16 protein-coding genes and 1 riboswitch are annotated in these 19,837 nt (G+C 67.6%); of the genes, 7 read left to right on the plus strand and 9 right to left on the minus strand.

From position 1 onward, the window contains the following. Positions 1–29: 29 nt before the first annotated feature. From V5F26_RS09575 to V5F26_RS09605, 7 genes are all read right to left on the minus strand, one after another. Positions 30–956, minus strand: a complete 927-nt coding sequence (locus tag V5F26_RS09575) for a carbon-nitrogen hydrolase family protein (protein ID WP_394947902.1) — start codon at positions 954–956, stop codon at positions 30–32. Positions 957–994: 38 nt separating this feature from the next. Continuing rightward, the gene (locus tag V5F26_RS09580) at positions 995–1,699 is read right to left on the minus strand and encodes an ABC transporter ATP-binding protein (RefSeq protein ID WP_234052507.1); all 705 of its coding nucleotides are present in this window, start codon (positions 1,697–1,699) and stop codon (positions 995–997) included. After that, entirely contained in the window at positions 1,692–2,447 is a 756-nt protein-coding gene (locus tag V5F26_RS09585) for an ABC transporter ATP-binding protein (protein WP_394054533.1), read from the minus strand. The genes V5F26_RS09580 and V5F26_RS09585 overlap by 8 nt, the downstream gene beginning before the upstream one ends. After that, positions 2,444–3,451, minus strand: coding sequence for a branched-chain amino acid ABC transporter permease (locus V5F26_RS09590; RefSeq protein WP_394947903.1), 1,008 nt, complete (start codon positions 3,449–3,451; stop codon positions 2,444–2,446). Before V5F26_RS09590 ends, V5F26_RS09585 begins: the two co-directional genes overlap by 4 nt. A 3-nt stretch (positions 3,452–3,454) precedes the next feature. Beyond that, complete coding sequence (locus V5F26_RS09595; protein WP_234052504.1) at positions 3,455–4,306, minus strand: branched-chain amino acid ABC transporter permease; 852 nt, start codon at positions 4,304–4,306, stop codon at positions 3,455–3,457. An 83-nt stretch (positions 4,307–4,389) separates the two neighbouring features. Beyond that, positions 4,390–5,607, minus strand: a complete 1,218-nt coding sequence (locus tag V5F26_RS09600; RefSeq protein ID WP_394947904.1) for an ABC transporter substrate-binding protein — start codon at positions 5,605–5,607, stop codon at positions 4,390–4,392. Between the two features lie 907 nt (positions 5,608–6,514). After that, a complete protein-coding gene (locus V5F26_RS09605) occupies positions 6,515–7,747 on the minus strand; it encodes an O-succinylhomoserine sulfhydrylase (protein ID WP_394054525.1) in 1,233 nt (410 codons plus the stop codon). Between the two features lie 79 nt (positions 7,748–7,826). Then, a riboswitch (SAM riboswitch) is annotated at positions 7,827–7,909 on the minus strand. Positions 7,910–7,987: 78 nt separating this feature from the next. Between V5F26_RS09605 and V5F26_RS09610 the strand changes: the two genes are divergently transcribed. Beyond that, positions 7,988–9,109 (plus strand): 2'-deoxycytidine 5'-triphosphate deaminase, encoded by a 1,122-nt coding sequence (locus V5F26_RS09610; protein ID WP_234052501.1) that lies wholly within the window; start codon positions 7,988–7,990, stop codon positions 9,107–9,109. Between the two features lie 43 nt (positions 9,110–9,152). Here the strand turns inward: V5F26_RS09610 and V5F26_RS09615 are convergent, their stop codons facing one another. Then, a complete protein-coding gene (locus V5F26_RS09615) occupies positions 9,153–11,387 on the minus strand; it encodes an FUSC family protein (protein ID WP_394947905.1) in 2,235 nt (744 codons plus the stop codon). Positions 11,388–11,505: 118 nt separating this feature from the next. Between V5F26_RS09615 and V5F26_RS09620 the strand changes: the two genes are divergently transcribed. Further along, positions 11,506–12,147, plus strand: coding sequence for a glutathione S-transferase family protein (locus V5F26_RS09620; RefSeq protein ID WP_394947906.1), 642 nt, complete (start codon positions 11,506–11,508; stop codon positions 12,145–12,147). A 155-nt stretch (positions 12,148–12,302) separates the two neighbouring features. Further along, a complete protein-coding gene (zapE, locus tag V5F26_RS09625) occupies positions 12,303–13,490 on the plus strand; it encodes a cell division protein ZapE (RefSeq protein ID WP_394947907.1) in 1,188 nt (395 codons plus the stop codon). Positions 13,491–13,558: 68 nt separating this feature from the next. Here zapE and V5F26_RS09630 read toward each other — a convergent pair whose 3' ends face one another. Beyond that, entirely contained in the window at positions 13,559–14,221 is a 663-nt protein-coding gene (locus V5F26_RS09630; protein ID WP_234052497.1) for an alpha/beta hydrolase, read from the minus strand. A gap of 655 nt (positions 14,222–14,876) precedes the next feature. Between V5F26_RS09630 and V5F26_RS09635 the strand changes: the two genes are divergently transcribed. From V5F26_RS09635 to sufD, 4 genes are all read left to right on the plus strand, one after another. Next, on the plus strand, positions 14,877–16,085 hold the full coding sequence (locus V5F26_RS09635) for a cysteine desulfurase family protein (RefSeq protein WP_234052496.1): 1,209 nt from the start codon (positions 14,877–14,879) through the stop codon (positions 16,083–16,085). Positions 16,086–16,158: 73 nt separating this feature from the next. Then, positions 16,159–17,631: a Fe-S cluster assembly protein SufB gene (gene sufB / locus V5F26_RS09640; RefSeq protein ID WP_394947908.1), complete on the plus strand. Its 1,473-nt coding sequence runs from the start codon at positions 16,159–16,161 to the stop codon at positions 17,629–17,631. Between the two features lie 116 nt (positions 17,632–17,747). After that, the gene (gene sufC / locus V5F26_RS09645; RefSeq protein ID WP_394054517.1) at positions 17,748–18,497 is read left to right on the plus strand and encodes a Fe-S cluster assembly ATPase SufC; all 750 of its coding nucleotides are present in this window, start codon (positions 17,748–17,750) and stop codon (positions 18,495–18,497) included. A gap of 10 nt (positions 18,498–18,507) precedes the next feature. Next, positions 18,508–19,809, plus strand: a complete 1,302-nt coding sequence (gene sufD / locus V5F26_RS09650) for a Fe-S cluster assembly protein SufD (protein WP_394947909.1) — start codon at positions 18,508–18,510, stop codon at positions 19,807–19,809. Positions 19,810–19,837 lie beyond the last annotated feature (28 nt).

A 19,837-nucleotide genomic window follows, 5' to 3' on the forward strand; every position in this document is an offset into this window, starting at 1 on the left:
GGCGCGGGGTGGCGGGCCGCCCGTCCCGGTCAGGGCTTGAGGCGGACGGCGTTCTGTGGCGCCTCGTTCACCGTCAGGGTGAACACGTCGGGCCGCGCATAGTGGCCGGCCACGTCGAAATCGAACTTGGCGCGGGCGAGGTCGTCGAGGTCGAGGGTGGCGGTGAGAAGGCCTTCCTCATCGAACAGCGGCCCCGCCAGCACCTGGCCCAGCGGATCGATGATGGCCGAGCCGCCGTGCATCAGCAGGGTGTCCGGATCATCCGATACCGCGCAGCGATAATCCTCCGGGAAGTCGCCGCGGCGCGCCACCTGGCACGAGGTGAGCACGAAGCAGCGGCCTTCCATGGCGATATGGCGCATGGTGGGCAGCCAGGTCTCGCGATCATCGGCGGTGGGGGCGCAATAGAGGGAGACGCCCTTGGCATACATGGTCATGCGCAACATGGGCATGTAGTTCTCCCAGCAGATCACCGCGCCGATCTTGCCGATGGGCGTGTCGATGACCGGCAAGGTGGAGCCGTCGCCGAAGCCCCAGGCTAGGCGCTCGCCGGCGGTGGGCATCAGCTTGCGGTGCTTGCCCAGAAGGGTGCCGTCGGGGCCGAAATAGAGGGCGGTGCAATACTGGGTGCCGAGCTCACGCTCCATCACCCCGATCACCACATAGGTGCCGGCGGCCGCGGCGGCTGCGCCCAGGCGCTCGGTTTCCGGGCCGGGCACGGTGATGGCGGCGTCCAGATAGCGGCGGAACTCGTCGCGCCCGCGGGTGGTGCGCACGCCGATGGAGATGTCGAAATCCGAGCCCTTGGGATAGCCGGACAGGAACGCCTCCGGGAACACCACGATCTGGCAGCCTGCCGCGCCGGCCTTGGCAATCCAGGCCTCGGCCTTGGCAAGGCTCGCTTCCACGTCATAGGGCACCGCACCCACCTGGGCGACGCCGGCTGTGATCTTCATCTTGTCTCTCCTTGGAAACGTTGCGGGCGGCTTGCGCGCTAGACCCCGAGATAGGCGCGGCGCACCGCCGGATCGGCCTTGAGGCTTTCGGAGCTGCCGGACAGCACCACGTGGCCGGCCTCCAGCACGTAGCCGCGATGGGCGACGTCGAGAGCCAGCACCGCGTTTTGCTCCACCAGCAGCACCGCCACGCCCTGCCGGTTGATCTCGCCGATGGCGGCATGCAGCTCGTCGACCACGATGGGCGCGAGGCCGTGGCTCGGCTCGTCGAGCAGCAGCAGCTTGGGATTGCCCATGAGCGCACGCCCGATGGACACCATCTGCTGCTCGCCGCCGGACATGGAGCCGGCCATCTGGGTGCGCCGCTCGCCGAGGCGCGGGAACAGCGTCAGCACCCGGTCGATGCGGGCCTGAAGGTCGCTGGCGCGGCGGTCGCCGAAGGCCCCCATCATCAGGTTGTCCATGGTGGACATGCGCGGGAACACGTGCCGGCCTTCCGGCACATGGCCGATGCCCAGGGCCGGGATGGTGTGGGCCGGCCGGCCGAGCAGGGGCGCGCCCTCGAACAGGATGGTGCCGCGCGCCTTGGCCACGAGGCCGGAGATGGTGCGCAAAAGCGTGGTCTTGCCGGCGGTGTTGGCGCCCAGCACCGCCACCGTCTCGCCCGCCTTCACCTCCAGCTCCACATGCTCCAGCACGTTGGGGCCGCCATAGGAGACGCTGAGATCACGCACCTCAAGCATGGCTGCCCTCCTGGCCTGCGGCGCCGTGGCCGAGATAGGCCTCGATGACGGTGGGGTGGGAGGCGACCTCCGCCGGGGTGCCGGCGGCGATGAGGCGGCCGAAATTCACGGCAATGAGCCGGTCGCACAGGGCCATGATGGCCCGCATGTGATGCTCCACCACCAGGAAGGTCAGGCCCTCGCCCTTGAGCGCGCGGATCACGTCCATCACCTCGTCCATCTCGCTGGGGGTCAGCGCCGCCATCACCTCGTCCAGCAGCACCACGCGGGGCTCGGTCGCGAGCGCGCGGGCCATCTCCACCATGGCCTTCTGGGGGAAGGTGAGGTCGGCCACGTCGGCGTCGGCGATGGGGCTGAGGTCGAGCCGCGCCAGCACCTCGGTGGCCTTGGCGCGGGCGCCCTTCAGGTCATGCCGCAGCAGGGCGGCGGTGGTGACGTTTTCCAGCACGCTCATGTCGGGGAACAAAGCCGCGTTCTGGAAGGTCTTGGTCATGCCCTTCGTGGCGATACGGTGGGGCTTGAGGCCCGATACCGTCTCGCCATCCAGGCGCACCGCGCCGCCGGAGAGCTTCTGCAGCCCCACGAGCGCGTTGAACAAGGTGGTCTTGCCGGCGCCGTTGGGGCCGATGAGGCCGACGATCTCGCCCTGATGCAGGCAGAAGGACACGCCATCCACCGCCTTCAGGCCGCCGAAGGTGACGCAGATATCGGCGGCTTCCAGCACCACTTTGGGGTTGGTGGGGGTCATCCGCGCGCTCCCTCGGTTGCCGGTTGCGCCTTGGGTGGCGTTTTCATTTTGGCCTTCGGGAAGAAGGCCATGATGCCACGCGGCTGGATCAGGATGGCGGCGATGAGGATGAGGCCGAACACCAGCTGCGAGAGGCCCGCCGCCCGCGACGACAGATAGGCATTGGCCACCTCCTCCAGCGGGATCAGGAACAGGGCACCGATGATGGGCCCGCCCAGCGTGCCCAGGCCGCCGACAATGGCGATCATGGCCATGCGCACCGAGATGCCGGACAAGGAGAAGATGGAGTCCGGATCGAAGAAGAAGGTGAACTGGGCGAACACCGTGCCGCACATGGCGGTGAGCGCCGCCGAGATCACGCTCGCCACCAGTTTCACCCGGAAGGTATTGACGCCGGCCACTTCCGCCGCCGCCTCATTCTCCCGCACCGCCCGCAGGCGATAGCCCATGGCGCCGTGGGCGAGCACGTAGAACACCACGCACACGATCACCAGCAAGGCGAGGATGATCCAGTAATAAGACGACACCGCGCGGAAGGCGAAGCTGAGCGGCTGGGTGCCGAGGAAGGGCACGGTGAGCCCCACCGGGCCACCGGACAGATCCGCCCAGCTGTTGGCGATCACCCGCAGCACTTCGGCGAAGGCGAGGGTCGCCAGCGCGAAATAATGGCCCTTCAGGCGGAAGGTGGGCACCGAGAGCAGCGCCGCAGCGATGCCCGCCACCATCGCCCCGGCCAGCATGCCGATCCACGGCGAGATGCCGAGCCGCAGGAACAGGAGGGTGGAGGTGTAGGCGCCGAGGCCGAAGAAGGCAGCATGGCCCAGCGAGATCTGGTTGGCGAGGCCGCCGACGATGTTCCACGACTGGGCCATGGCGGCGAAAAGCAAGGCCATGGCGGCCACCCGCAGCAGATGCCCGCGCGGGTCCACGAACAGCGGCAGGAGCGCCGCGGCGATGAAGAAGAGGAGCAGCACCACGTGCCCCGGCTTGAGTGCGAAGCGCAACGTTCAGGCCCCCTTGATGAGGCCCTGCGGGCGCAGGGCGAGCACGGCGATGAAGATGACGAACAGGAACAAATTCTGCAGCTGGATGGGGAAGAACAGCGCCGACATGGACTGGACGATGCCCACCACCAGGCCGCCCACCAAGGCGCCGGTGACGCTGCCGAGCCCGCCCAGCACCACCACCGTGAACATCAGCACCACGAACTGGCCGCCCACCGTGGGGCTGACCGTGATGTAGGGCAGGATGACGGCGCCCCCGAAGGCGGTGAGGCCGACGCCCAGGCCGAAGGCGAAGCCGTAGGTGCGCTTGGTATCCACGCCCACCAGCGTCGAGGCCATGGGGTCCTGCGCCACGGCGCGGATAGCCCGCCCGCTCCAGCTGCGCTCCAGGAACAGCCACAAGGCAAGGGAGAGCACCACGGCGGCGATGAAGGCGTAGAGATAGGGGGCGCTGATGAAGATGCCGGCGAGGCGATAGCCTTCCACCTGATAGGGCACGCTCACCGAGCGGAAATCAGAGCCGAAGGCGATGAGGGCGGCATTCTCGATGACGATCATGAGCCCCACGGTGAGGAACACCTGGGCCGCCGGCGGCGCTTTCAGCACCCGCTGGATGAGCAGGCGCTGCACGCCGTAGCCCACGGCGAACACGATGATGAAGGAGAGCACCGAGCCCAGCAGCGGATCGAGCCCCAGCATGCGCCAGGCGAACCACGCCACATACATGCCCAGCATGAGGAATTCCGCGTGGGCGAAGTTGACCACTCCGAGCACGCCGAACACCAGCGACAGTCCGGTGGAGATCACACCATAGACGCCGCCGAGCAGGATGCCGTCGACGAGAGCCTGAATCATGCCTTGATCCGTTGCTGGAGAAGAGGCCCTTCCCACGGAGCGGGAAGGGCGGGGATGTTCAATGGGGGATCAGCTGCCCCGCCTCACTCGACGGTCTTGCCGCGCCACATGGGCTTCTGCTTGGCGGCCTTGGGCGGGTAGACGGTGACCGGCTCATCGCCGCGCCACTGCACGAACACCGGGAAGGACGAGGTGTTGAGCCCGTTGGCGTCGAACTTGATGCAGCCGCCCGGCACGCCCTGGGCGAAGCCCTTGCAGTAATCGAGGGAGGCCAGCTCGGCGCGCACCTTCTCGGGGTCGGAAGACTTGGCCTTCTCCATGGCCTGCACCACCGCGTCCAGGGCGGCGGCGTGGATCAGAGCCTCATGGGTGATGAAGGTGCCGTACTTCTTCTTGTACTCGGCGGCCACCTCGGGGATCAGGTCGCCGGAAGCGGCGGCCACCGAGAGCACGCCTTCGGCATATTCACCGAGGCCCTTCTTGAAGTCGGGAATGATGTAGCCGGCCGCGCCGCCCACCACCGGAATGTCGATGTTCTGCTGGCGCAGGGCGCGGATGATCTGCAGGCCATCATTGAGGTAGGAGACCGGGAACGCCATCTGCGCGCCGGAGGCCTTCAGCTTGTTCACCAGCGGCGAGACGTCGGTGATGCCGAGCGGATAGGCCTCGTCCATCACCACCTCGACGCCGGCCGCCTTGGCCGCGTCGCGCAGGCCCTTGGCCTGGGCGGTGCCATAGGCGGTGTCTTCATAAAGGATGGCGATCTTGTCGATCTTCTCGCCGGCCGCCTTGGCGATCTCGGTGGCATAATCAAACTGCGCCTTGCCGAATACGGTGCCCTTGGGCGAGACCTGGAACACGTATTTGTAGCCGCGCCCGGTGATCTGGTCGGCGAAGGCGAAGGTCACCAGCGGAATGCCGGCGCGCTCGGTCACTTCAGAGGCCGCGAGCGTGGTGGAAGAGACGAAGGCGCCGATCACGGCGCTCACGCCGTTCTGAGAAATCAGCCGCTGGGTGGCGGCGGCGGCGGTGTTGGGGGTGGGCACGTCGGCCGTCACCAGCTTGATCTTGGCACCACCCAGGGCCTTGATGCCGCCCGCGGCATTGATGGTGTCGGCGGCAAGCTCGATGCCGCGCAGGGAGCCGATGCCGAACTGGGCGTTGGGCCCGCTCAAAGGCTGGATGACGCCAATCACCACATCATCCGCCGCCCGCGCCGCGATGGGCGCGCCCGCCGCGAAAAGTCCCGCTCCGAGAAGGGCCGCCAGAGCTCCGCGCCGGCCCAGGGTTGCCACAGTCATGTTTCCGCCTTTCCGCTCGTTTCCGGCTGAGATGACAGAACGCTACGACCTGTCACGATATTCCGTCAATCATAGCGATATGCGATATTTTGTGCAGCCGCCCAGATGGCTGCATGAAAATTGTATAATATGATGATTATATTATATTTTTTACGCACAAATTTCCGGCAAAAGGTCGCCATTGAGGTGCCGGTATGAAGTGTCGATAAAATCCGACGAGTGGTGTCTTGCGGCGGCGATGCAGCCTTGCGGGCATGGGCCGGAGAATGCTGCAGATGTCGGATATATCCGACGAATAGATGCCGTGGCATCGGCGCAACTTATAAGGGGTCTGTGGCAGTTTCTGCGGTTCGAGGGGGATTCGCGTCGGACAAGGCTGACGACAGTAGTTCCCTCGGGGATCGTTGCTGTCGTGGGGAACGGCACGCGGGCGCTTCGGGCCCGGGGGGCGTGGCCGGGGCGCTGGCTATGGTCGGGAGTGGTGCTGATCTCCGCACGCACCCATACGTCTACCGCCGAGCTCATGCGGCGCGGGGCGAGGGGCCTGTTTCTGTCGTCTGGGAGATGGAGCAGGGGCGGCCCCGCCGTGGGGCATGGCGCGAGCGGCGGATGTCCGTTGCCGTTCCGAGGGCGGCTTCCCACCTCGCAGCGCAGGGGCGTGGCGCGGCCGCTGGGTGGTTTCGCGCGCCGCGGTGCACGGTAACGCGCGCGCCGTCACGCGCACCGGCTGGCTGTCTGCGGCCTGTTCGTCCGGAGGTGCATCCCGCCGCCGTGGCCTTCAGCCCCTCCATGCCCTCTGGCTCGTTGCGGAGTCGCAAGTCACCAGGGGGCCGGAGGGGCTGGTTGCCATGGCTCTGTCAGCGGGGCCGCGCGTCGCCATTGCGGGCGAGCGCGTGCGGCGGGTGCCTCAGATGGCCGTCAGGGCGTTGCGCAGGTCGGCTTCCAGGTCGTCGGGATGCTCCAGGCCCACCGACAGGCGCAACAGGCCGTCGCTGATGCCCATTTCCGCGCGTGCCTCGGGCGTGAAGCGCTGGTGGGTGGTGGTGGCGGGATGGGTGATGAGGCTCTTAGCGTCGCCGAGATTGTTGGAGATGCGGATCACCCTGAGCGCATCCATGAAGCGGAAAGCGCCCTCCTTGCCGCCTTCCACCACGAAGGTCACGAGGGTGCCGCCGCCGCTCATCTGCCGGCGCGCGAGCGCCGCCTGCGGATGGTCGTCGCGGAAGGGATAAAGCGCCTTCTCCACGCCGGGCGCGCCGGCCAGCACGTCCGCCAGCCGCGCCGCGCTCGCCTGCATGCGCTCCACGCGGACGGACAGCGTCTCCAGCCCCTTCAGCATCACCCACGCATTGAAGGGGGAGATGGAAGGGCCGGTCTGGCGCAGGAACACCTGGAGCTCCTCATCGAGGAACTGGCGTGAGCACAGCACCATGCCGCCCAGGCAGCGGCCCTGGCCGTCCACATGCTTGGTGGTGGAATAAACCACCACGTCGGCGCCCAGCTTCAGCGGGTGCTGCAGGAGGGGGGTGGCGAACACATTGTCCACCACCAGCCGCGCGCCCACGGAATGGGCGATCTCGGCCACCGCCGCGATGTCGATGATGTCGAGGGTGGGGTTGGTGGGGCTTTCCAGCAGGCAGGCGCGGGTGTTGGAGCGGATGCCCCGGCGCCAGGCCTCGATGTCGGTGCCGTCCACGAGCGTCACCTCGACGCCGAAGCGCGGCAGCAGCTCTTCCAGGATCCAGCGGCTGGAGCCGAACAGGGCGCGGGCCGCCAGCACATGGTCGCCGGCCTTCACCTGGCAGAGCAGGGCCGCATTCACCGCCGCCATGCCCGATGCGGTGGCGCGCGCCACCTCAGCGCCCTCGATCAGCGCCATGCGCTCCTCGAACATGGAGGTGGTGGGGTTGGCGTAGCGGGAATAGACGAAGCCGGGATCCTCGCCCTTGAAGCGCGCCTCGCAGGCGGCCGCGCTGTCATAGACGAAGCCCTGGGTGAGAAAGAGGGCTTCCGAGGTTTCGCCGAACGGCGAACGGGTGGTGCCCGCATGCACGAGGCGCGTTTCCGGATGAAGCGCGCGCGCCTCCGCGGAACCGAGGAAGCTGGGACGGGGCTGGCCCGTTTCGGACGCCGACGACATGGCTGTCTCCACGGCGGAGGATGTGTTGCGGTCCCACGCTTGCATTTGTCCGCGACTTCACGGCACATGCGCGGCGGCGATCCGCTCATCCCCGGCCTTTTAGCAAGTGCGTTTTTAACGTGGCTGCAAGCCGGCCGGCTCAAATTGACCACGAGCGGGATCACTAATGCCGCCGTCCCCTTGGCGTCAAGGAATTCGTTCGTTAAATCGAACGGGGCGGATGGCAAAGCGGATGTGGGGATGCGCGTGGCCGATGTACTGAAGCCGGGAATCCTTCCCGCCGAAGCCATCTCGGAGCTGAAGGCGAAGGGGCTCATCGCCTGCCGGCATGCTCTTGATGCCGATCAGATCCAGCCGGCCAGCCTGGACCTGCGGCTGGGGCGCAGCGCCTGGCGCGTGCGGGCGAGCTTCCTGCCCGGCGCCGGCGTGAGCGTGAAGGAGCGGCTCGACACGCTGGCCCTTCACAAGCTCGACCTCTCCCAGGGGGCGGTGCTGGAGACGGGCTGCGTCTATCTGGTGGAGCTGTTCGAGCGGCTGAAGCTGCCGGCGGACCTCGCCGCCGCCGCCAATCCCAAGAGCTCCACCGGCCGACTGGACGTGTTCGTGCGCGTCATCACCGACGGGGCGCGGGCGTTCGACACCATTCCGCAGGGTTATCGGGGTCCGCTCTATCTGGAAATCTCGCCGCGCACCTTCCCCATCCTGGTGCGCACCGGCTCGCGTCTGTCGCAGCTGCGGTTCCGGCGCGGCGTGGCGCGGCTCTCGGATCTGGAACTCTTGAGCCTGCAGACCGCCGAATGCCTGGTGGACGCGCCCCAGCCGGATGTGGCCGCGGGCGGCATCGCGCTGGGGGTGGATCTGGCGGGCGAGGCGCTCGGTGGCCTCCAGGGGTTCCGGGCCAAACGCCACACCGGCGTCATCGACGTGGACCAGTCCGGCGCGCTGGACGTGGAGGACTTCTGGGAGCCGATCCGGGTGCGGGGGGACGGGCGCTCGCTCGTGCTCGACCCGGATGCCTTCTACATCCTCGCCTCCCGCGAGGCGGTGCATGTGCCGGCGGACTATGCGGCCGAGATGGTGCCCTTCGACCCGCTGGTAGGCGAGTTCCGCGTGCATTATGCGGGCTTCTTCGATCCCGGCTTCGGCAGCGCCGTGGCCGGCGGCCGCGGGGCCCGCGCGGTGCTGGAAGTGCGCTCGCGCGAGGTGCCCTTCATCCTGGAGCATGGGCAGACCGTGGGCCGGCTGGTCTATGAGCGGATGGCCGGGCGCCCCGGCACCCTCTACGGCGCCGACATGCGCTCCCACTACCAGGGGCAGGGCCTGAAGCTTTCCAAGCACTTCCGCCCATTCACGGGCGACTAGGGCGCTTCCCTGCGACGCATGAAGGCAAGCGGCCTGCCGGTCGTCAGGTGACGCGCATGGGCGTGTCGCCGGCGGCGAGGGTGCGTTCCTTCTGCCAGGGCGTCTCGTCCTGCATCGCGGTGCGCAGCTCGCGCAGCGGCCGCAACAGGGCATCCGAATAAGCCAGATAATCGGCGACCAAAGGCAGCAGATCCTTCACCGCCGGCTCGTCGGCCAGCTTGAGGGCGGTGGAAACGGCGGCCTCCACCGCCGGCGCCGCCGCGGCCAGGCCCGAGGCGCCGCCCTCGTGCAGGACAACGGCGAAGGCGGTGAGGCTGCGCGAGCGCGCGGCTTCCACCACCGCCACCATTTCCGGCCTGTCCGGCGCATCGCCGAGCCGCCCGGAAATGTCCTCGATCAGCGCGAGATAGGTCACCAGAACGTCGAGGGTGGAGACCACGTTGGCCGCGTCCCCGGCGGAATGGCCGAAGCTCTGCTCGGCGCCGAACTGGGGCAGGCGCATGCTCAATTGACGCACCGCCGCCACCTGCGAGGCGACCGACACGGCGGTGCCAGGGTGTGGCCACCAGCTCGCCAGCGCCTCGCGGCAGCGTTTGAGAATGCCTTCCACCTCGGGGCGGAACTGATCGGTCACGTAGACCGGCAGCACCACATAGGAAATGGCGAGGGCCGTCAGGGCACCAATGGCGGTTTCATAGATGCGCGCCAGCATGCCCGACGTGCCGAGCCCGTCGAGAATGTGGAGCCCCAGCACCACGGAGAAGCCGACCGCCGCCGAGGCCACGTCATAACGGTCCTTCTGGGTGACGATGGAGACGAGCTGGGCCGCCATGCAGAGAATGGCGAGCAGCCAGATGGTGTCACCCAGCACCAGGAAGAACAGGATGCCGATGAGCACGCCCACCAGGGTGCCCACCACCCGGTAGCGCACCCGCACATAGGTTTCGCCCACGCTGTTGCCGATGACGAACATCACCGTCATCGTCGCCCAATAGGCATGGCTGAGATGTAGACCCAGGTCGAGCGCGGTGGTGAGGCTGGTCGCCACCAGCCCCTGGCAGGCCACCTTGAGCGGCGCCGAGAGCTGCCGCGTGCCGTCCGCCGCCCGTTGCAGCCAGGCAATCGGCTTCACTGACGGCGGCGCCTCTTCCGCTTCCGAATGGGGGGATGGAAACGGGGCGAGCTCCGCCGTCTCGATGCCGTGGATCACGAGGGACAGGCGATCGAAGGCCGTGAGCGCGCGCAGCAGGGCGAATCGGTCTTCCGGCGGCAGATCCGGCGAGAAGGCCTGTTCCCGCAGCAAGGCGATGGCCCGTTCGAACCGCTCCTGGGAATGCACGTCGCGCACGTCGATGGCTTCGAGCCGCCGGGCAATGTGGTCGGCGGCGGTGGCGAACGGGCTGCGCCAGCCCGAGGGCCCCGTGGTGTTTTGCGGAATGCACCCCGCCAGCAGCTGCACGGCCACGCGCAGCCGATAGAACTTGGCGCGCAGCGCCTCGAACTCGACGCGCCCGCCGGGGTCCTCCGCCAGGGCGTTGCCGAGGGCGTTCCACACCCGCGCGCGCAGGCGCTCCACCGCGCGGGCGGCATCATCGGTGAAGGGCGCGCCGGTGCGCACCGCATCCGACATCTCGCGCAGGAAGGCGGCCACCGCCGCCTGCACATCGAGGGTGGATTGCACATAGGCAGCCACCGCCGAAGGCCGCCAGGGCGACAGGCGCAGCAGCGCCGACACCACTGCGCCCTGGCAGAAGGCGGCCAGCAGCAGCAGGGCCTGCAGCCGCGTCGGCGTCAGAATGGTGCCCACCGTCGCCACCACGATCAGAGCAAGGCCCAGGCGCTGCCCGTCCATGCCGTAGCGCCGCAGGATCAGGGCGCAGAAGGAGAGGGGGATCAGCAGCAGCTTTTGCGCCATGGCGTTCCCCGCCCCCTCGCCGGGCCCCACCACCGCCAGCAGAGCGAGGAAGGCCGCCGCCACCGCAAACAGCCGGACCATGGTCACCGCCTCCGTGCGGCGGCTGGCGGCGGGATTGAAGGAAATCATGGTGAGCGCGCCGGTGCCGGCCATCAGCGGGAAGGTGATGGTCATGTCGAGGCCGAACAGCTGGGAGGTGGTGACCCCCAGCAGGATGGCCCCCACCAGGGCGATGCCCAAGTGCAGCGCGCGCGTCGTGTCGATGCCGCCGGGGTCGTGATCGGCCAGCCAAATGCCGATGCGGCCCAGAAGGGGCGCCCGCGGGGGAGCCGGTGGGGGTGGGGCGGTGTCAGGGGCGCTCACAGCGGCTCCGGCTTGCGACAGGTGGCGGCGGTCAAATTTCACGGGTCGGCGACACTGTCCAGTGCGGCGGACGGCGGGAGGCGTTAATCTGGACCGGTCCTTGAGGGGAGCGTGCGCCGTGCATCCGATGAAGCTCTATTGTTTCGCCCAGTCCGGCAACGCCTATCGCGCCGCGCTGATGCTGCAATTTTGCGACGTGCCGTGGGAGCCCGTGTTCGTGGACTTCTTCAATGGCGAGACCCGCTCGGACGCCTTCCGCGCCAATGTGAACGAGATGGGCGAGGTGCCGGTGCTGGTGGATGGCGACCTGAAGCTCTCCCAATCGGGCGTGATTCTCGACTATCTCGCCCACAGGACCGGCCGCTTCCTGCCCGAGGGCGAGAGCGAGCGGCTGGAGGCGCTGCGCTGGATCCTGTTCGACAACCACAAGTTCACCAGCTACTTCGCCACCCTGCGCTTCATGGTGGGCCTGTCCGGTCACATGGAGGGCGATGTTACCGCCTTTCTGCGCCTGCGCGCCCTTGCCGCTTATGGCATCGTCGACGCCCATCTGGCGCAGCATGACTTCATGGTGGGAGGCCTGCCCACCATCGCCGACGTGTCCCTGGCCGGCTATGTCTATTATCCGGAGCGGGCGGGGGTGGAGCTGGAGCAATTCCCCCACATTGCCCGCTGGGCCGATCGCATCGCCGCCCTGCCGGGATGGGTGCACCCCTATGAGCTGATGCCCGGCCATCCCCTGCCGCCCCCCGCCGCGTGAGAGGCTTTCCGCGCGACCCCGGCGTTTCCTTGCGTGCCCCGGTATCCAACGCTGCGGAAAATGCTCTAAACCAGACCGCAACGGAGGGGGCATCCGGCCACCTTCCCCCAACAACGCGGTGAAGCCCCGGCTCGGCCGGGCGCAGGGGACACTCCATGGCGACTGAGACGACGGCGCGTGTGGCGGAGCTTTATGCGGCAAGGCTCGCCGCCGGCGATATCGAGGCCGACCCCGCCCAGGCCGAGGTGGTGAGCGAATTCGCCCGGCTGGAGCTGGAGCTGCGGCAGAAGGCGCTGGCGCAGAAGTCGTCCTCCCTCGGCTGGCTTTTCCAGCGCCGCGCGCCGGTTTCCGCGCCCAAGGGGCTCTATATCTATGGCGAGGTGGGCCGCGGCAAGAGCATGCTGATGGACCTCTTCTTCGAGGCCCTGCCGCCCAAGGGCAAGCGCCGCGCCCATTTCCACGCCTTCATGGGCGATGTGCACGAGCGCATCTTCAAGGAGCGCCAGGCGCAGAAGAATGGCGAGCGCAAGACGGCCGATCCCATCGCCCCGGTGGCGGCGGCGCTTGCCCAGGAAGCCAAGGTGCTGTGCTTCGACGAGTTCCACGTCACCGACATCGCCGACGCCATGATCCTGGGGCGGCTGTTCGAGAAGCTGTTCGCCGATGGCGTGGTGGTGGTGGCCACCTCCAACGTGGCGCCGCAGAACCTTTATGCCGGCGGCCTCAACCGCGCGCTGTTCCTGCCCTTCATCGCCATGATCCAGGAGCGCATGAAGGTGCTCTCCCTCGAATCACGGACCGATTACCGCATGGAGAAGCTGGAAGGCCTTTCCACCTGGTACACGCCCCTCGGCCCGCAGGCGGATGCCGCCATCAACGACGCCTGGAAGCGACTCGCCGGGCCGTCCGGCGGGGTGCCCAGCTCCATCGAGCTGAAGGGGCGGCATCTGGAGATCCCGGCCATGGCCCGCGGGGCGGCGCGCTTCTCCTTCGCCAATCTGTGCGAGGCGCCGCTGGGGCCGAACCCGGATTATCTGAGCCTCGCGCGCATGTTCCACACCTTGGTGCTGGAGCACATTCCGGTCATGGGGCCGGACCAGCGCAACGAGGCGAAGCGCTTCATCTCGCTGATCGACACGCTCTACGATGCCAATGTGAAGCTCGTCGCGTCCGCCGCGGCGCCGCCGGAGGGCCTCTATGTGGGCACCGACGGCACGGAGGCGTTCGAGTTCGCGCGCACGGTCTCGCGCCTGCACGAGATGCGTTCGAGCGAATATCTCGCCAAGCCCCATGGCCGCCCCGAGGCCATCGGCGGCGACAGCACCGGGCTGGTGGAGACCTGAGCGCGGGGGCCAAAAGCAAAAGGGGCCGCCGAGGCGACCCCTTTCCTCCACCGCCTGAAGGCGCGCCTTCAGGCGGCGCTGTCGTTGCGGGTGCCGGGCAGGCGCTTGTCGAGATAGGTGCCCACCACGCCCATCAGCTCTTCGGTCTTGCCATCGAAGAAGTGGTTGGCGCCGGGCACCACCTGCTGCTCGATGACGATGCCCTTCTGGGTCTTCAGCTTCTCCACCAGGGTCTGCACCGCGGTGGTGGGCACCACCGCATCCTTGTCGCCGTGCACGAACAGGCCGGACGAGGGGCAGGGGGCAAGGAAGGAGAAGTCATAAAGGTTCGCCGGTGCGGCGATGGAGATGAAGCCCTCCACCTCCGGGCGGCGCATCAGCAGCTGCATGCCGATCCAGGCGCCGAACGAGAAGCCGGCGATCCAGCACGCCCGCGCGTCCGGATTGACGGACTGGGCCCAGTCCAGCGCGGCGGCGGCATCGGACAGCTCGCCCTGGCCGTGGTCGAACGAGCCCTGGGAGCGGCCCACGCCCCGGAAATTGAAGCGCAGCACGGAGAAGCCGCGGTTCGCGAACTGGTAGTAAAGGTTGTAGACCACCGGATTGTTCATCGTTCCGCCGAATTGCGGATGGGGATGAAGAATGATGGCGATGGGGGCATTGCGGGTCTTGGCGGGCTGGTAGCGGCCTTCGAGGCGCCCCTTCTCGCCGGGGAAGATGACTTCTGGCATTGGACGTCCGCAACCTCTCAGAGCGTTCTCGGGCCAAGTGGGTACCGGGTCGCGTGAAGAAAAGGCGTCAACTCAACGATCTGGTGCATTTCCCCGATTCCGGGAAACTGGGACATGCGCCAATTGACGACCTCCAGGCGGCGACCTCTCAAGGGCCGGCCCACGCTTGTCATGCCCTGGGGCGCAACGCTCGCGGGTCGGATTTCAGGCGCATCTGGCGAAAGCGAGTTCACCGGATGGCTTCCAATCATGTGCCGTTTCACAATTCCTGGTGCCAACCCCTTGCGTAGGTTTCTGGAATTGCTCCCCGGGGGATGACCGGTCCGAAGGGGTGGCCTTCAACCGGCGGCGCCCTTACAGTCCTGCCGGACTGGCACTGTGGATGGCGAATCGGCGGAGGGCCGAGCCTGTGCCATGGGTGCCCGGTGCCGCGGGGGCCTTGACTTCGGGTGCCTTGACTTCACGACGGGGTCGACCCATCATTTTTAATCGTTCTAATGTGTTTCTGCTCGCGCGGCGGTGCTGAAAGGCTATGCTTTCAGGGGGTGCGCAGGGCAGGAACGGTTGGAATTTGACCTATGACCGAGATTCCTGGCAATTGCAAGCCTGCGGATGAGAAGATCATCCGGTGGATGCAAGGCGGATCGAGACGGCCATGAGCGAGCGGCAGCAGGCGGTGGAGACGGCGGAAGGCGGCGGCGGAACGCGTGACCGGGTGTATCTCGATCACAATGCCACCAGCCCGTTGCGGCCGGAGGCGCGCGACGCAATGCTGGCCGTGCTCGACGCGCCCGGCAATCCGTCCTCCGTGCATCAGGAGGGGCGCGGCGCCCGCGCGGTGGTGGAGCGGGCCCGGGGGGCGGTGGCGGCCCTGGTGGGCGGGGCCTCGCGCAGCGTGGTGTTCACCTCTGGCGCCACCGAGGCGGTGGCCCTTGCCCTGCACCCGGAAGTGGAGATCGACGGGCGCCCGCACCTTTGCGACGTTCTGCTGGCGAGCGCGGTGGAACACCCGGCGGTGCTGAAGGGCCATCGCTTTCCTCGGGTGGAGCGGGTGCCGGTGGACGTGGCCGGCCGTGTGGACCTCGACGCCCTTGAGGAACGGCTGCGCCACCATCGCGATTCCGGTCGTCGGGCCATGGTCGCCCTGATGGCGGCGAACAACGAGACCGGGGTGCTCCAGCCGCTGGAGCAGGCGGCGCACCTGGTTCACGCCTATGACGGCGTGATCTTCTGCGATGCGGTGCAGGCGGCGGGCCGCGTGCCGCTGGACATGGCGGACCTTGATATCGACTTCATGGCCCTGTCCGCCCACAAGCTGGGCGGGCCGCAGGGGGCGGGCGCCTTGGTGGGGCTGCGGCCGGACTTTCGCGTGGCGCCCCTGGTGGCAGGTGGCGGGCAGGAGCGGAACCGGCGGGCGGGAACCGAGAACGTGGCCGCCATTGCCGGCTTCGGCGCGGCCGCCGAGGTGGCGGCCCTCCATGCCGATGTGGTTCGGCTCCGGTCCGCGCGCGACCGTCTGGAAGACGAGGTGCTGGCGGGCATTTCCGGCGCGTCGGTCATCGGGGCGGCGGTGGAGCGGGTGCCCAATACCGCTTTGATCGCCTTTTCCGGATTGCGCGCGGAAACACTGGTGATTGCGCTCGATCTCGCCCACATAAGCGTCAGTGCCGGCTCGGCCTGTTCGTCGGGCAAGGTCGGCCCATCCCATGTGCTCCAGGCCATGGGGCTGGATGCGGAGCGGGCGGCGGGGGCCATTCGGCTTTCGCTCGGCTGGTCCAGCCGTGACGAGGATGTGGATAGGGCGGTGGAGGCCTTGCAAAAGGTCGTGCCGCAGGTGAGAGGCCGCTCTCCGCAGGCGGCATGAGAGGACCCGGCCGCCGCCGGGAGATGCACTTGACCCGCGGGCCTTGACCCCGCGCGGGAGAGGAGAAGTGAAGATGTCTGCCGTCCAGGAGACCGTCGCGCAGGTGCGCGCGATCGATGTGGATCAGTACAAATACGGTTTCGTGACCGACATTGAGAGCGAGAAGGCGCCCAAGGGCCTGTCCGAGGACACGGTGCGCTTTATCTCGGCTCAGAAGAACGAGCCGGAATGGATGCTGGAATGGCGGCTGGATGCCTATCGCCGCTGGCTCACCATGCCGGAGCCCACCTGGGCGCGGGTGAGCTATCCGAAGATCGATTTCCAGGACTATTACTATTTCGCGCGCCCCAAGGCCGCGCCCAAGTCCATCGACGAGATCGACCCCGAGATTCTCAAGACCTATGAGAAGCTCGGCATTCCCCTGCGCGAGCGTGACGCGCTGCTGGGCATCGAGAGCGCGGACAAGCCCAGGGTCGCGGTGGACGCAGTGTTCGACAGCGTCTCGGTGGCCACCACCTTCAAGGCGGAGCTGGCCAAGGCGGGCGTGATCTTCTGCTCGATCTCCGAAGCCATCCGCGAGCATCCCGAGCTGGTGCGAAAGTATCTCGGCTCCGTGGTGCCGGTGTCGGACAATTTCTACGCCACGCTGAACACCGCGGTGTTCTCCGACGGCTCGTTCGTCTATGTGCCGCCGGGCGTGCGCTGCCCCATGGAATTGTCCACCTACTTCCGCATCAACGAGAAGAATACGGGCCAGTTCGAGCGCACCCTCATCATCGCCGACGAGGGCTCCTATGTGAGCTATCTGGAAGGCTGCACCGCGCCCCAGCGCGACGAGAACCAGCTGCACGCCGCCGTGGTGGAGCTGGTGGCCCTGAAGGATGCGGAGATCAAATATTCCACCGTCCAGAACTGGTATCCCGGCGACAAGGACGGCAAGGGCGGCATCTATAATTTCGTCACCAAGCGCGGCGATTGCCGGGGCGACAATTCCAAGATCTCCTGGACCCAGGTGGAAACCGGCTCCGCCATCACCTGGAAGTATCCCAGCTGCATCCTGCGCGGCGACAATTCGCGGGGCGAGTTCTACTCCATCGCCATCTCGAACGGCCACCAGCAGGTGGATTCCGGCACCAAGATGATCCATCTCGGCAAGAACACGTCGAGCCGCATCATCTCCAAGGGCATCTCGGCGGGCCGCTCCAACAACACCTATCGCGGCCTGGTCTCTGCGCACAAGAAGGCGGCGGGCGCGCGCAACTTCACCAATTGCGATTCGCTGCTCATCGGCGACACCTGCGGCGCGCACACCGTGCCTTACATGGAGGCCAAGAACGCCTCCGCCGTGTTCGAGCACGAGGCCACCACCTCCAAGATCTCCGAGGATCAGCTGTTCTATTGCCTCCAGCGCGGCCTGTCGCAGGAAGAGGCGGTGGCGCTGATCGTGAACGGCTTCGTGCGCGACGTGCTGCAGCAGCTGCCCATGGAATTCGCCGTGGAGGCGCAAAAGCTCATCGCTGTGAGCCTCGAAGGCTCGGTGGGCTGAGCAGCGCCCGTCGCGGCGCTTTCGGAATGATGCGGGCCGCCCGAGGGGGCGGCGCGGCGCGGTTGGCGGGCGCAGGAGAGCGACCCCCGCGCTTTCAACGGTTCAAGGACGGCAAAATGCTCGACATCAGAAATCTTCACGCCCGGATCGGCGATAACGAGATCATCAAGGGGCTGGACCTCACCGTGCCGGCGGGCGAGGTGCACGCCATCATGGGGCCCAATGGCTCCGGCAAGTCCACCTTGTCCTATGTGCTGTCCGGCAAGGAGGACTATGAGGTGACGGAAGGTTCCGTGACCTTCAATGGCCAGGACCTGCTGGCCCTTTCCGCCAGCGAGCGCGCGGCGGCGGGGGTGTTCCTCGCCTTCCAGTATCCGGTGGAAGTGCCCGGCGTCGCCAACATGACCTTCCTGCGCGCCGCCCTCAACGCCCAGCGTCGCACCCGCGGGGAGGAGGAGATCTCCACCCCGGATTTCCTGCGGCTGGTGAAGCAGAAGGCGCCCGCGCTCGGCATCTCCCAGGACATGCTGCGGCGCGGCGTGAATGTGGGCTTCTCGGGCGGCGAGAAGAAGCGCAATGAAATCCTCCAGATGGCGCTTCTGGAGCCTAAGTTGTGCATCCTGGACGAGGCGGATTCCGGCCTCGACATCGATGCCCTGAAGGTGGTGGCGGAGGGGGTGAACGCCCTGCGCTCGCCCGAGCGCTCCATGCTGGTCATCACCCATTACCAGCGCTTGCTGGACCATATCGTGCCGGATGTGATCCATGTGATGCACAAGGGCCGCATCGTCCGCACGGGCGGCAAGGAGCTGGCGCTGGAGCTGGAAGAGACCGGCTACGCCGCCTATGGCGCCGACGCGGCGTGAGGGGCGCGTCATGAATGCCGAACCGAAAATGACCCCGCGCGCCACCCGCACGCCCACCGAGCAGGCCCTTGCGGACATGCTGTCGGCCGCGCCCGTTTCCGAGGCGGGGCGCCTGGGCGAGCTGCGCCGCGCTGCGGCCGCCGCCTTCGTTGAAAACGGCCTGCCCCACCGGCGGGTGGAGGAGTGGCACTATACCGACCTGCGCGCCTTGCTGCGCGCGGTGCCGGCCCGCGCCGCCGCCACGAGCGCGCCTGGAGCGGCCGTGTCCTTCCCCGATGCGATCCGCGTGACGCTCGCCAATGGCGAGGTCGGGCCGCTGCCGGCGGATCTGCCGCAGGGGGTGAGCCTTCTCACCCTTGCCGATGCCATTGCCAGCGACCATCCGCTGCTGCAGCGCCTCGGCGCCGCCGCGCCGGCGCTGTATGACGCCCCGCTTGCGCTCAACACCGCCCTCCTGGGGGCTGGCCTCGTGCTGCATGTGGCGGCGGGGGTGAAGGTGGCGCGCCCCATTCAGGTGGCGCAGCTGTTTGGCGGCGAGGCGGCCAGCGTCTTCACCCGGTTGCTGGTGGTGGTGGAGGAGGGGGCTTCCCTCTCCCTCATCGAGAGTTTCGAAGGGGACGGCGCCGCCTATCTCGACGACACGGTGAGCGAGCTGTTCATCGGCGATGGCGCCGCGCTCGATCATGTGCGCCTTCAGGCGGAAGGCGCGGCGGCGACCCATCTCGGCACGCTGGTGGCCGATCTGGGGCGTGATGCGCGCTATGACGCCTTCGTGCTGACCTTGGGGGCGGCGCTGTCGCGCCTCACCGTTTATGGCCGCTTCGGTGGGAGGGGAGGACATCTCGGTGTGCGCGGCGCAAGCCTGCTTTCGGACAAGTGCCATGCGGACGTGACCCTGTTCGTGGACCATGCGGTGGCGGGGTGCGAGAGCCGGGAGCTGTTCAAGACCGTGCTGGCGGATTCGGCGCGCGGCGTGTTCCAGGGCAAGATCATCGTGCGACCCGATGCCCAGAAAACCGACGGCCGCATGATGAGCCAGGCCCTGCTGCTCTCCGACGATGCGGAGATGGACAACAAGCCGGAGCTTGAGATCTTCGCCGACGACGTGCAGTGCGGCCACGGCGCCACGGCCGGGGCCCTCGATGGCAAGATGCTGTTTTACCTCATGTCTCGCGGCCTGCCCCGCGAGGAGGCCGAAATGCTGCTGATCCAGGCCTTTGCCGGAGAGGCCGTGGAATTCGTGGCGGACCTTGCCGTGCGCGAGGTGCTCACCGCCCACATGACGCGCTGGCTGGAGGAGCGGCACCGCTGAGGCGCCTGGGACGGGGCCCCGGGTGCGT

The organism is Xanthobacter variabilis (assembly GCF_043831965.2).
GTDB lineage: Bacteria > Pseudomonadota > Alphaproteobacteria > Rhizobiales > Xanthobacteraceae > Xanthobacter.